This window comes from Paenibacillus sp. EB106-05-06-XG162 (genome assembly GCF_058791655.1).
Map to the genome: position 1 here is coordinate 45,598 of NZ_JBYTDT010000011.1, position 14,155 is coordinate 59,752.

The 14,155-nt window shown below is 47.3% G+C and carries 10 protein-coding genes; all 10 read left to right on the plus strand.

Annotation, left to right across the window (positions count from 1 at the left end):
- The first annotated feature begins 19 nt into the window (after positions 1 to 19).
- The 10 genes from wecC to AC3WU2_RS20975 are packed head-to-tail and all read left to right on the plus strand — an operon-like array spanning position 20 to position 14,116.
- Positions 20 to 1,288, plus strand: coding sequence for a UDP-N-acetyl-D-mannosamine dehydrogenase (gene wecC, locus AC3WU2_RS20930; protein ID WP_492456991.1), 1,269 nt, complete (start codon positions 20 to 22; stop codon positions 1,286 to 1,288).
- Between the two features lie 6 nt (positions 1,289 to 1,294).
- Positions 1,295 to 3,280, plus strand: a complete 1,986-nt coding sequence (locus AC3WU2_RS20935) for a heparinase II/III family protein (RefSeq protein ID WP_492456992.1) — start codon at positions 1,295 to 1,297, stop codon at positions 3,278 to 3,280.
- Positions 3,281 to 3,298: 18 nt separating this feature from the next.
- Positions 3,299 to 5,476 (plus strand): bi-domain-containing oxidoreductase, encoded by a 2,178-nt coding sequence (locus AC3WU2_RS20940; protein WP_492456993.1) that lies wholly within the window; start codon positions 3,299 to 3,301, stop codon positions 5,474 to 5,476.
- Positions 5,467 to 6,816 (plus strand): phenylacetate--CoA ligase family protein, encoded by a 1,350-nt coding sequence (locus tag AC3WU2_RS20945; protein ID WP_492456994.1) that lies wholly within the window; start codon positions 5,467 to 5,469, stop codon positions 6,814 to 6,816. Before AC3WU2_RS20940 ends, AC3WU2_RS20945 begins: the two co-directional genes overlap by 10 nt.
- Complete coding sequence (locus tag AC3WU2_RS20950; RefSeq protein WP_492456995.1) at positions 6,813 to 7,934, plus strand: glycosyltransferase family 4 protein; 1,122 nt, start codon at positions 6,813 to 6,815, stop codon at positions 7,932 to 7,934. The genes AC3WU2_RS20945 and AC3WU2_RS20950 overlap by 4 nt, the downstream gene beginning before the upstream one ends.
- Positions 7,924 to 9,408: an oligosaccharide flippase family protein gene (locus tag AC3WU2_RS20955; RefSeq protein WP_492456996.1), complete on the plus strand. Its 1,485-nt coding sequence runs from the start codon at positions 7,924 to 7,926 to the stop codon at positions 9,406 to 9,408. Before AC3WU2_RS20950 ends, AC3WU2_RS20955 begins: the two co-directional genes overlap by 11 nt.
- Positions 9,405 to 10,529: a GNAT family N-acetyltransferase gene (locus AC3WU2_RS20960; RefSeq protein WP_492456997.1), complete on the plus strand. Its 1,125-nt coding sequence runs from the start codon at positions 9,405 to 9,407 to the stop codon at positions 10,527 to 10,529. The genes AC3WU2_RS20955 and AC3WU2_RS20960 overlap by 4 nt, the downstream gene beginning before the upstream one ends.
- A gap of 34 nt (positions 10,530 to 10,563) precedes the next feature.
- A complete protein-coding gene (locus AC3WU2_RS20965; protein ID WP_492456998.1) occupies positions 10,564 to 11,682 on the plus strand; it encodes a GNAT family N-acetyltransferase in 1,119 nt (372 codons plus the stop codon).
- Positions 11,672 to 12,880 (plus strand): hypothetical protein, encoded by a 1,209-nt coding sequence (locus AC3WU2_RS20970; RefSeq protein WP_492456999.1) that lies wholly within the window; start codon positions 11,672 to 11,674, stop codon positions 12,878 to 12,880. Before AC3WU2_RS20965 ends, AC3WU2_RS20970 begins: the two co-directional genes overlap by 11 nt.
- Complete coding sequence (locus AC3WU2_RS20975; RefSeq protein WP_492457000.1) at positions 12,881 to 14,116, plus strand: glycosyltransferase; 1,236 nt, start codon at positions 12,881 to 12,883, stop codon at positions 14,114 to 14,116.
- Positions 14,117 to 14,155 lie beyond the last annotated feature (39 nt).

Sequence of the window (14,155 nt, forward strand, 5' to 3'; positions counted from 1 at the left end):
CATAAGGCAGGGTCTCCGAATGGTAGAGAAGGTATGTGTGGTTGGGTTAGGTTATATTGGACTTCCGACGGCGAGTTTGCTCGCCATTAAAGGATTCCATGTCCATGGCGTTGATGTGAATCAGCATGCCGTTGATCGGATCAGCCAAGGCGAGGTTCATATCTATGAGCCAGACCTTGATATTATGGTGAAAGCCGCTGTACAGAGCGGTCAACTGCAAGTGTCGACGAAACCGGAAGAGGCGGATGTCTTCATCTTGGCGGTTCCGACTCCTTTTCAAGACAATCAAAAGCCGGACTTATCCTATGTTCATCAAGCTGTGTTATCCATCGTTCCTTATGTACGCCCTGGGAACATGGTCATTCTGGAATCTACGAGTCCAGTTGGTACGACAGAGAAGATCACCGATTGGATTCTTGAAGCACGAACGGATCTGAATATATCAGAAGCGGTGCATTCTATTCAGCAGCGCATCTATGTTGCGCACTGCCCAGAACGGGTGATGCCCGGACAAATTCTTCGCGAATTGGTTGAGAATGATCGTATTATTGGCGGCGTCGATGGTCCATCAACGAACCGAGCGGTTCTGTTCTACAGACAATTCGTTAGCGGGAAGATTCTGGAGACGAATGCACGTACCGCCGAGATGGCGAAGTTGACCGAAAATTCATTTCGAGATGTGAATATTGCATTCGCCAATGAACTGTCGCTGATCTGTGATCATCTTGATATTAATGTATGGGAAATGATACGGCTCGCCAATCATCACCCAAGGGTCAATATTCTTCAGCCGGGTCCGGGTGTCGGCGGTCACTGTATCGCAGTTGATCCGTGGTTCCTCGTCGATGCTGCGCCAGAGCAGGCCAGATTGATACATACCGCGAGGATTGTCAATGATTATAAGCCTGGCTATGTGATTGAGAAAATTGCGGAACGGGCTAGAAGATTGAAGTCTCCTGTTATTGCTTGTTTAGGGTTATCCTTTAAAGCCAATATTGATGATTTGCGTGAGAGTCCTGCGCTAGAAATCGTACAGCATCTCTCGCGGATGGAGCTCGGAACGATTCATATTGTGGAACCGCATATTCAGGCACTGCCAGCATCGCTGCAATCGGAGCATATCTGCCTGACGGGTTCGGAAGAAGCGATCCGTAAATCGGATATCGTGGTGCTGCTCGTGAATCATGAGGCCTTCCAAGGAATTGACCGGGATCTATTGCAAGAAAAGATTGTTATCGATACGAGAGGTTTCTTCACGGACCAGTCCCGGATCAAGGTTGGGGTGTGAGTCGATATGTCCACCTTGATGCAGAAGGTGCGGAAGCTAAGGGGAATGCCGATTCAAGCGGCGGTAAAGATGATCGCCGGCAAGGCTGCTCGGGAGACGAAGCACGTCTATCGGCGGTATCGGATTCAATGGACCCCATTGACCCTTCAGCCAGAGGCATTCCGGGAATTCCGAAGCACGAGTCGCTTCTTATTCGATCCACAGGATCGTGAGCGCTATGTGAAGGTTCTTATGAATACAGGACGTGACCAGGAAATTATTCAGGATGCCGATCGAATTTGTGCACACCGTTTCAATCTGCTCGGTTCAGGTGAACGTTATTTAGGTGGTTCACTTCCATGGCATGAGGATTTTAAGGCCGGATTTCGATTCCCGCCTACATTTTACAAACATATGAAGATCGTCGATTTAGATAATGCTGCAGATGTGAAAATCCCTTGGGAGCTTTCACGGTGTCAGCATTTTTTCACGTTAGGAAAAGCCTATTGGCTTACGCAAGATGAGACATATTCGCTAGAGTTCCAAGCTGAAATCGAAGATTGGATCCGTCAGAACCCGGTCGAGATGAGCGTCAATTGGACATGCACGATGGATGTGGCCATCCGGGCGGTGAACTGGATCGCAGCAATCTATTTTTTCCAAGATAGTCCGCTGCTTAGCGGAGAGTTCTGGAGTCAGCTGAACGCTTCACTCTATCGCCATGGATTGTTCATTATGAGGAATCTCGAGAATGAAGGGGAGCATACCGGGAATCACTATCTATCCAATCTGGTTGGATTGGTTGCACTCGGGCTTTATTTTGGAGATTTTGTACTTGATACCAAGGAATCCGGCTGGAATCATCCTCGGAATTGGCTCGAATACGGCTGCCGCGAAATGGAGCGGGAAATGTTCGTGCAAGTAAACCCCGACGGATCGAACTATGAGGCTTCCACTTCCTATCATCGATTAGTAGCGGAATTATTCCTGATCCCGACGATCTGGTGCGCACGCAATGGCGTCACGTTCACGAAGGAATATGAAGCAAGACTTGAAAAGATGCATGATTTCCTACATCAGATCATGAAGCCGGATGGCCTGACACCGCTCATCGGTGATGCGGATGATGGCAGACTGCTGATCGTATCGTGTTACGGCAGCTGGGTTCGGGATGATTTCCGCCATTTGCTCGCTGTCGCAGGGGAGTATTTCGATCGGGATGATTTCCGTGATGCGGGACGATTCGAACAAGAAGATGCGAAGTGGATTGCTGGCGACGTGAAGCCAAACGTAGAGGCAAGCGTGCCGCTCCAATCTGTATCCTTTCCTGATGGCGGATATTACGTGCTGCGAAATGCGAATGCTTACTGTCTGATTCGCTGCGGCGATCTGTCGTTCCATGGACATGGGGCGCATAGTCATAATGATCAGTTAAGCTTCGTGCTGCATGCCGCCGGCCAAGATCTCATCGTGGATCCAGGATCCTATGTCTACACGGCGGATTATCGCATGCGTAATGTGTTCCGAAGCACGAAGGTGCATAACACCGTACAAGCAGACGGATATGAGCAGAACGACTTCGATGAGTGCAATCTATTTCTGATGCGCGAGCAGAGCTTCGCGCGTTGTGAAGACTTCCGGACGGATTATTTCGCAGGGAGTCATCTAGGGTATGTGCAGAAATGCGGCGTCATCCACCGGAGAGTATTCACCTTGCGTAATGCGGAGCTCGAAATCGTAGATACGTTCGAACAGATCGAGGATGCGGGGCGATCTATGCCTTGTCTCGTAGCCTCTTATATGTTAGCGCCGGAGGTCGAAGTAGAGCGGTGTGATGGAGAAATTCGGCTGCGGGTTCGTGATCAAGCGTTCGTGATGCTGTTCGATGGTGCGGAATCGATCGAGCTTCAAGATCAAGGGGTCTCGCGTCGTTACGGGGTGCAAGTGCCTAGCCTGCTGCTGCGGGTCAAGGGGAAGGAATCGATGCTGCGCACGATCATACGTTGGGGATGAAGTGAAAGGGGTCATAAGATGAATCAAGTCATGATACAGCAAGGGCATGCCGTCGTTGAACAAATCCCTTCACCTCAGGTGTTGAAAGGGACACTGTTGGTCCAGGTCGATCATTCATGCATTTCGATTGGGACTGAGATGAGCGGCTTGAAGTCGAGCGGTGTTCCACTATGGAAGCGTGCCTTGGAACAACCGGAGAAAGTAAAGAAGGTTATCCAAATGGTTGCTTCGCAAGGGCTAACGCGAACACAGGCAATGGTGAGAAGTAAAGTGAGCACGGCGCAGCCGACAGGATACTCCGCTTCCGGGGTTGTAATTGAAGTGGGCGAAGGGGTAACCGATCTGAAAATAGGGGATCGCGTTGCCTGTGCAGGTGCACAATTCGCACATCACGCTGAGATTATTCGGGTTCCTCGCAACCTAGTAACGGCCATTCCCGAATCGTTGGACATGGCATCGGCAAGCACTGTGACTTTGGGAGCTATTGCGATGCAAGGAGTGCGAAGAGCAAAACCGACTTTAGGCGAGACATTTGTTGTTATCGGATTAGGGATTTTAGGACAATTAACCATGCAGCTCTTAAAAGCGAATGGTTGTCGCGTCATTGGCGCTGATCTAGATCTGAACCGTATTGAGCTCGCTAAACAATTGGGCATGGATTACGAGATTCATCCATTCGAATCGAGCAGTGTGGATGCGGTGCATCGACTTACGGATGGGTTCGGAGCGGATGGTGTCATCATAACCGCAGCAGCGAGGTCCCACGGTATTGTATCGAACGCGTTCCACATGTCACGCTGCAAAGGACGCGTAGTGGTGGTTGGAGATGTTGGACTGCACATCAATCGGGCAGACATCTATGAGAAAGAGCTCGATTTCTATATTTCGACTTCTTATGGTCCAGGCAGATATGATCGGAACTATGAAGAAGAAGGGCATGATTACCCGCTCGCCTATGTACGCTGGACGGAAAATCGCAATATGCAAGAATATTTGAAGCTGCTAGCGTCGGGGAAGATTAAGGTTGAGCAGATGGTGTCTCGTATATTCGCGCTGCATGACGCACCGCAAGCTTACGAATATATTCAGCAGTCAGAACACAAACCGATGATGGTGCTGCTCTCTTATCCGAGGGAGACAACAGATCCTTCACGAGCGTGTAAAGTGTTGATGAACCCTAGCATTCAATCGTTAACAGACGCTGATCGTAAGGTTCGCGTTGGATTAATCGGAGCGGGTGAATTTGCCAAGAGTATACATTTGCCTAATCTGCAATCCCTCTCCGGCCAATTTGGGCTGCAGGCTGTGATGAGTCAGACGGGCCATAACGCAGCGGCTACTGCGAAGCAATTCGGTGCTGTATACGCGGCTACCAGCTATCAGATGCTGCTGGAAGACCCAGAGGTCGATGCAGTTATCATTACGACAAGGCATGATACCCATGCTTCTATCGTTCTCGATGCACTGCGAGCAGGCAAGCATGTCTACGTGGAGAAACCACTTGCGCTTACAGCGCAGGAAATACACGGAATTGAGCAGTACTATGCGACATTTCCAGCTGATCAAGGCGCCCCTCTCTTGTTCACGGGGTTTAACCGTCGGTTCTCGCCTTATGCCATAAAGGCCAAAGCGCTTGTACGCCATCGCAGCAATCCGATGATTATGAATTATCGCATGAATGCGGGTTACATTCCTTTGGATCATTGGACACAGACAGGCGAGGGAGGCGGACGAAATCGCGGCGAATGCTGCCATATCTATGATTTGTTCACGTATCTGACAGATAGTAAGGTTGTCGATATTCAAGTCACCCATCTTGCTCCGGCTACCAAGCATTATTCTCATACGGATAATTTCGTTGCGAATCTAGCTTTTGCAGATGGATCGATTGCTACGGTAACCTATAGCGCTCTCGGTTCGCCAGACTATCCGAAAGAACAGATGGACATCTACGTCGATGGGGCCAATCTATTCTTGGATAACTACAAACGGTTATCGATCGTAGGGAGTAAGGCGAAAGGCATCGAAACGAAGTTCGCCGAGAAGGGACAGCGTGAGGCCCTCGCAAGCTTCGGTGAAGCGATTCTAGGACGTAAGGATTGGCCGATCCCGCTATGGCAGCAGGTTCAAGCAACGAACATTGCACTTGAGGTAGAGCAATTATTGAATAAAGGGCGGCGTATGGAATGGGTGTAACGAGAGAGATTGCCAAGAAAGTCTTATCCTATTTTCCGTTTCGATATGTGAATGTGGGCAGGGAGTTCCACAGCTGGTTGAACAAGTTTGAACGTATGGAGCAGATGACCTATGAGCAAATTCGCGAAGAACAATTTGAATCCCTCCGGCGCATTGTAACGTTGGCGTACGATCAGACCCGGTTTTATAAACATCTATACGATGAAAATGATTTTCATCCGACAATGCTTCGGAGCTGGGAAGATGTTGAGCGTATTCCAGTGATTCGTAAAGAGGCTGTAAGAGCTCGTGGACTCGATATGATCGTATCCCAATATCGACCGCAGAAGTTGAAGCAATTGGGGACGAGCGGTACGACAGGAACTTCGCTGGTCCTCTATTCCAATCGGGCTGTCGAACAACGAGAATGGGCGGCGATTTGCTACCAATGGGCTAGCGTAGGGTATAAGCCGGGAGATGGTCGTGTTGAATTCAGAGGATCATTGCCGAACAACAAAGTTTATCTTGCGGACCCGTACCATAGAACATTGAGAATTAATACGACAGCAATCCATGCCTCCAATATTAAAGAAATCGTCGAGGTGATCTGCCAATCGGGCTATGCATATCTCTATGGATTTCCTTCTGCGCTCTCAATGTTCTCGAAGTTGGTCGCAGATCACCATCTCATTGGGATCTATAAACCGAGAGCCGTACTACTTGCATGTGAAGCGGTCCATGATTATCAGGTGAATTGCATTCAGCATGTCTTCCAAGACGCTTCGATCTTCGCGCATTACGGACAGACGGAGAGAGTCGCACTGGGGGGATGGAAGGATTCGTCCAAGGCCTATTATTTTTTACCTTTGTATAGTTACGTGGAGCACAATCCGCAGACAAAGGCGATTATAGGCACATCCTTTGTGAATGATGTCATGCCGCTGATTCGATATGAATTAACAGATGAAACAGCAGGGTTTGAACCACAGCCTCGTCCAGAACAGTCGCATTTATTTCCCGTCGTTCCAGCGATTGACGGCCGAATGGGAGAGATCATGTATAAGCCAAATGGTGATTGGTTGTCCTCTTCCCTGGTTGCTATTGCTTTAAGAGGAACAAAGACGCTCAGCGCTTGCAAAATGATTCAACACCAATATGATCTGATCGAACTCGTCGTGGAATCAATCGCCTCAGAAGAAAGGGTTATGGAAGAACTCAAGATAGTCACGGCAAAGCTAGAGCAGATTTTTTCGTCCGAGATGAATTTTAAGCTCTCGATCGTACCGCATATTCCTCGGTCTGCGACAGGGAAATTTAAGAGTGTTGAAGTACGCATTGTAAAGGAATCGGTGATCGTGTGAAAATCGTGATGATTGGACCGGTACCACCGCCCATCGGTGGAATTTCGATTCATATTCAAAGGTTGTCCACTGCTGTAAAGGAGCGAGGGTTGGACTGCGTTATCTATAACGAAGCGAAGATCGGGAATGCAGAGGAACAGATCTATCCGATCGACAATTTTAGATGGTTTTTATTTCAGATTCCATTTCTGCGTGGAGATGTTCTGCATTTCCATACGATTGATCGAAGACTGCGGATGATCTTAGGGGTATATAAACTCTTCGGCAAGAAGTTGATGTTAACGATCCATGGGGAGAGTCTTGCAGAGCAACTGGAGCGATCCAACCGGCTCGTACGAAGGCTGCTCCTGCGCAGCTTGAAGTCGTTGGACGCAATCGTATGTGTGAACGAAGCAACGACGAAAACGTTGTTAGACGCAGGGTTTCGCCATGAGCAAGTAAGGACGATTCCAGCATACATTCATCCGGTAGACCTTGAGGAAGCTCGCCGTATGATCCCAGACCGGGTATTTGAGTTTATGGCGGGGGACGGCTTTGTCATCTGCGCTAATGGCTTCATTCGCTTCCACCATGAGCAAGATTTGTACGGTGTAGACCTGCTCATAGCGTTGGTACATCAATTGAAGAAGCAGGGCATAACGGTTCGGTTATTATTTGCCGTGCTAGGGGTTGCGGAACAGACCGCGCAGGAGCGCAAATATTATGAATCACTTCAGCAGAAGCTGCAGGCGGAGCATCTGGAACGTTATTTCTACTTCTATGAAGTGGAGAATTCGGCATTCTATCCGATCCTTGAGCGCAGCCATTTATTCATTCGGCCAACATGTACGGATGGGTACGGGGTATCGATAGCCGAGGCACTCCACTATGCGGTGCCAGCAATTGCAAGCGATGTATGCAAGAGACCAACAGGTACAATTCTATTCCCATCACGCGATGTCACTGCGCTTGTTAACTTAGTGCTGGATATGATAGCGAACTACGATACATATCAACAAGAGGCTTATCGTCTCAGCAGGAATGATGATTATGCTGCGGATCTTATCGCGATCTACCATCAGGTGGCAAGACGGGGATGGACCAGAGGAAAGCGAGTTATGAACATTGATGGAAAATAGGAAAATGTTGTCCAATGGCGTCGCTTATTTCTGTACCTCTCTACTTACCCAAGCAGTAAATTTGATTCTGATTCCTCTATATACGAGGAATATGACACAGGAACAATACGGTCAATACGATTTAATCATCAGCGTGCAGCAGTTGTTAGCCATTGCGATAACATTAGGTGTGTATTCGGGGATGATACGTTTTTTTAATGAGTTCGAGAACAAGCAAGATTTAAAGAATACGGCACTTACGTTCTCAATGTTATGGGGCGGCATTTGTATCGGGCTCACTTGGGCGATTAATCCTTTCGTCTATCCACTCATGTTCGGTCACACGCCATCTGCCTACTTGTTCGTCCCTTTTATTGTGATGAGCTCAGTATCAGTCTGTTTGAACATGACGTTCTCAAGCTTCTACGCCATGCAGTTCAAGGCGATTCAATCAAGCAGCATACAGCTATCCAGCATGCTTGCTACACTATTGTTTGCCCTCTATTTTTTTCTGGAGCTGAAGCAGGGAATCGTCGGCATTTTACTGGCGCAGTTATTGGGGAATCTGGTTGTGTTCATCACGTTGTTTTTGCTGCATATTCGGGGATTCAAGATTTCACTCAGACTGGATCCGCTTCGTAAAATGCTTAACTATGGGACGGGTCTCCTAATTGGCGACTTATCATCATGGGTACTCTCACTCAGTGATCGCTTCTTGATCAAAGGTTATATGAATCTATCATCCGTAGCGGTGTATTCGATTGGCTACAAAATTGGAATGTTGATCAATCCCGTATTCATTAGTCCGTTTAACGCTGTGTTTACCGCTTTTAAATTCAAGGTTTACAAAGAAAAAGATGGTCCAGAGCGGATACGTAAAATGTTCCGGATATATAATTTTATCGGATGGTTATGTGTACTAGGGCTGTCCATCTTCGCTAATGTGGCGATCCAGCTGATTGCGACATCTGCCTACGAAGGCGCTGCCTATCTGGTGCCTATTATTGCTTGCTCTTATTTTCTATCCGGCGTCATTTCATTCTATTCGCTCGGACTACATATTGCGAACAAAATGCGATTGAACTCTATGATCACAGTGCTTACGGCATTAATCAATGTAGGGTTCAATCTTCTGCTCCTCCCGTGGCTCGGGATATATGGTTCGGCGATTTCGACGGTTATTGCTTATGCCTTCACCAATGTCGTGTTCTATTATTATGGTTCAAAATATTATCCGTTAAATCTTGGCGTGTTGTATCCCTATAAATATTTAATGATCTATGTTCCGGTGTATGCGATCTATTTGATCTATATGCCTTTTATTCGTTCTCTTATGCTCGAAATTGCGTTGAACGTGGTCCTATGCCTGCTCTTTATTGCTTGCAGTGTGTGGTTCAAATTGATCTCGCGATCGGAGCTTACGGGTGCGGTACAGTATTGGATGGAACGGAGGTCGAAAAAAATACAGATCAAAGGAGCGCAGTCAGAATCATGAATACAAAGATAATTACGGATATGCATGAATTTCGAAGTATTCAAGAAGATTGGGAGAGGTTGGAGCAGCAAGATCCTGACTGCGCTTACTACAGCACGTTTCGATTTAACTATTCGTGGTGGGAAGCTTTCGGGAGCGATCCGCAGAAGGAGCTCTTCCTCATCTGCTGCTACCGTGGACATAAACTTGTAGGGATTGCCCCGTTAATGATCCGGCGCGGGAATAAGGTTATTGCTACATGTTTGACACTATGCTTCTTAGGGAAAGGAGACTATTTCTCGTTCCTGATCGATCGTGAGGATCAAGCTGAAATGGAGATCGTAGAGGTGATAATCCAAACGATCGAACAGCATCATCAGAAGTGGGATAAAATCGAGTTCACGCATTTAGCCCAAGATACGACATTGCTGCACTATTTGTTGAGGCATGACCATTATCATGCGCATGTAGATTATTTAACCTCTTGTCCGATTATTGATTTGCAAGCCTATCGCTCCTTCGAGGCTTTCGTTAAGTCCGGGGAGATTGTGAAAATAAGAAAAACACGGGACAAATTCCGAAGAACCGTCCGGTATCAGTTCAAAGTGATCCTAGGTGGACAGGATGATACGATCTACGAACGCGTGGCGTGTATTCACAAAGCCCAACAAGACTATCTTCAGCACAAAGGCAGGATGGAAAGACGAAGCCTGTTCGACGACCCACGGACGGACGATTTTCTGAAGGGGTTCTTGAAAGAGAATGCACAAGTGGTTACCTTCCTGCTCGAAGATGAAGCCGGCGAAATGATTATGTACAGCATCAATTATTTGTACAAAGGAACTTTGTATGACTGGAACTCGGGATATTCTCCAGCATATTCTTACGTGCACAGCTTATCCAATGTACTCTTGCTCGAGACCGTTCAATATCTCTACGAGCATCCTTTAGCCGGGCGAATCGACTGCGGTGCTGGAAGTTATGCATGGAAATTTAAGTGGACGCGTCAATTCAAGGTGAGCTATGTCTTCAGAAAGTGGAACAAGGCAAAGTGGAAAGTGAGGCTGTTCCACTTGTTGGCGGGTGTGCGAGGAATATTCGTGATTGAACTGCAAGATATACAGACGGGGATGTTATTGTGAGGGAAATTATCTGCTAAAGGAGTTCAATGATGGCATGAATACAAAGATCATATCGGATATGGAAGGGTTTCGCGGACTTCAAGAGGACTGGGAAAGGCTGGAACAGCGAGATCCGGATTGCACCTACTATAGTACGTTTCAATATAATTATGCCTGGTGGGAGACCTATGGATCGGATGCGAGTAAAGAGCTATTCATCATCTGCAGCTACCGAGATAATCGCTTGGTCGGAATTGCGCCGTTAATGATTCGTCATACGGAGAAGAAAGGGCTGAAGTTCCATGTATTATGCTTCCTTGGGAAGGGGGATTATTTCACGTTTATCGTTGACAAGAAGGATCCGACAGATCTGAAGATTTATAAATCCCTCTTCGCAGCTATTGAGGAGCATGCGGATCGATGGGAAAAATGCGAACTAACGCATATGGCTAACGATACCCAGCTGCTGTATTATTTGCTACGCCATGACAAATATAATCCGCATATTAGCTATCTTACGTCGTGCCCAGCGGTTAAGCTATCGGATTATTCGAATTTCGAGGATTTTATGAAGGCGAGGGTATATTCGAGGGCGAAGAAGACGAATGAGAAATTCCGCAGAGAATTCCCGTATCAATTAAAAGTGTTCTATGGCTGTCATAACGACGATCTCTATCATCGAATAGCTCAGGTGCATCGGCAGGAGAAAGAGTATTTGCAGACCCAGAAGGGAAGAAGCGAACGGCAGAGTATATTCGACGACAAACAGAATGAAGCATTTTTCAAGAAACATTTTAAAGAGAACAGACAAGTTGTTACTTTCCTGCTTGAGGATGAAGCGGGGGATATTATTATTTACCGGGTATGCTATCTCTACAAAAAGACGCTGCATGGCTGGAATACGGGGTACTCTCCGAAATATTCTCAGTTCCATAGTCTTGCGGATGTGCTTATGCTGGAGATGATTCAGTATTTATATGAACACGGTGTGGGGAATCAGATTGATTTCGGATCGGGGAGCTACCCATGGAAATTCAAGTGGACGAACCAGTTCAAAGTGAATTATTCGTTTACGATGTGGAATATGTCGAAGAATCGCGTGAAACTGTACAGATGGATGGCAAGCGTGAACCATACGATTCGAGCGATAAGGAGAAAAGGCTATGCACATTGATATAAGCAAGTGGTATAACGATGCAGATTCTCCTGTTCTATTCATGATTGACGACTTGGCGAATACATGGGTAGACACGAATCGAAATGGGACGGTCGATTTGGGCGAAGACTGGGGGTACTTCAGGAATCAAGAGCAGTCCTCGTTTCGTTTTTTGAACGAAAACATCTTGCTGCAACATCCCGAGGTCAAGGTCACTTTTTTCGTGCCGGTTGGGGTTCGGGTCGGTATGATTGACAATCCGGTCATCAAGACGGTATCGGTACCCATGAATGCGGATGAGGAGAGCAAGCAGTTTTTCCGATATATCCACGATCACCCGAACTTCGAGCTTGCCTACCATGGGACAACACATGGCATTGTTGGTCCCAATGCAGCAGATTTCGTGCAAGAATGGGCGACTTTCCGCAGTGTGAATGAGGCGCTCGATCGGATTGCACAAGGGATAGCGATCTTCGAGGATGCAGTGGAAAGGCGCCCGACAGGAGGCAAATATTGCGGATATACGAGTAATGAATTCTCGGATGAGAGCGTTAATCAATCGGGATTCTCTTGGTGGTGTCGCTATTGGAATCGCGGGAATGCCGACGGCGATACGCATGCGACGTATGGGGAAGATCGGAATCCAATGACGAACTATGATGTGAAACGGTTCGGCAGCCAGGGTGTAATCGATATTCCTTCTACGGTGAACGGGGCGCTTCTCGTCGGAATTGATCATGTGGATGCATCTGTCAAAGGGTTAGCAAAATTAATCCTGAAGAAGCCGTGGATACGTTTGAAGCTGCGAGAATTAGATTACTTGCTGGAGCATCAATTGGTGATCAGCATTCAGGAGCATATTGCCCCATCGCGTGATGATGGCAAAAGGCAAAGCCCGAATATATTCGATGATTGTCACAGTCTGAATCGAATATTCGATTATCTTGCGAATAAGAAGGTATGGTACTGTACGGGCTCGGAGCTCGCTGCGTATGTCAATCTTCGTGATCATGTATCGGTCGTGCGGATCAATGAGCAGGTCTTCACCTTGGAGCATGAAGCGAAGTATGGCGACGGGGTGATTACGCTAAGATGCAGTGAGAAGACGCCATTTCAAATTCAACTCCCGAATCAAGTGTGTGTTGAGGTGATCGACGGTGTGGTGAACCTGCCTGTCATGAGGGGGGAGTATTCAATCATTAAAGGTGGAAGATAGATGAAGACGCTGATTGTTGTCTCGGATTATATCGAAGGTCAGCCGGTGGTAGCATCGGTAAGGTTTGCGGGTCTAATGCAATATTTGAGTAAGGCGTATTCCTTGGTGATGATCAGTGATAGAAAGTATAGTGCTGCCTCCAGCCAATACGCGGATCGGAACTATACATTTAAGACACCGGATAGCCAATTTACACAGACGATGGAGGAGGGAGCACAAGCAGCCACATCGTTACCACGTAGAAGGATGGAGCGACTGCTCAGGCATCGATGGGTTCTATCCGCTTGGCGGAACTATAAGTACAGTAAATACCCTTTTACGAAAATGAATTATACGTTATTCATCCAGTTGGACCAATTGTTGCAGGAACGGGAAGTTGCAGCGGTGTTCGTAACGATTCCGGATGTCTATGGACTGTACATCTTGGAGTACATCAAAGCTCGCTATCCACATATTCCAGCCATCATCGAAATTCGCGACATTATCAACCACGAGATTGGCGAGGGAAATCCGAAGCTTGTGTACAAACAGGCAGAGCAGCGGATATCGAAGCTCGCAGACGGTGCTATCGCAGTATCGCAAGGAATTTATCAATATTATCAGAAGCAGAACCCTAGTCTGGATATTCAATTGATTAAGAATGGATACGATGAGCAGTATTTCCTAGAGTGTGCTTACAAATCTATTGCATCGGACGTGAAGCGTCTGAGGCTGGTCCACGTGGGATCAATCTATAAGGGAAGAAATATAAAGGCTTTGATTGAAGGACTGGTGTTGTTCCATCGGCGGACCGGTATCGAGACGGTATTCCGTATCGTTGGATTACTCGATCAACATGCTTATGAAGATATTCGCAGCATTGACCTGAATGGAACGGGGGTTCAAGTGGATGTCATGGGAAGCTTAGCGCATCACAAGGCGCTAGACCAATTGAAGCAGGCGGACATCGCCGTCATCCTAACACATACGAAAGGCAGTGAGTATGCCATTCCGGGGAAGACTTTCGAATATATTGGCGCGTGTAAGCCAATTCTCGCAGTGACTCAAGATCGAGAACTCGTCCAGCTGGTCCACGGCCAGTACGGTGAGTGTGCGAGCCATCATCAAGAAGATGTCGCAGCGGGATTAAGCAGGCTGTTACAGACCGAATATAATTTCGCGAATCGAGGCGACTATTCAAGGGAAACGCAGGCGCATCAAGTCATTCGTTTTATTGATCGTCGAATAAGCCATTGAGCCTTTCTAATATAGATAAACCGTTGGGGGGAATGATAC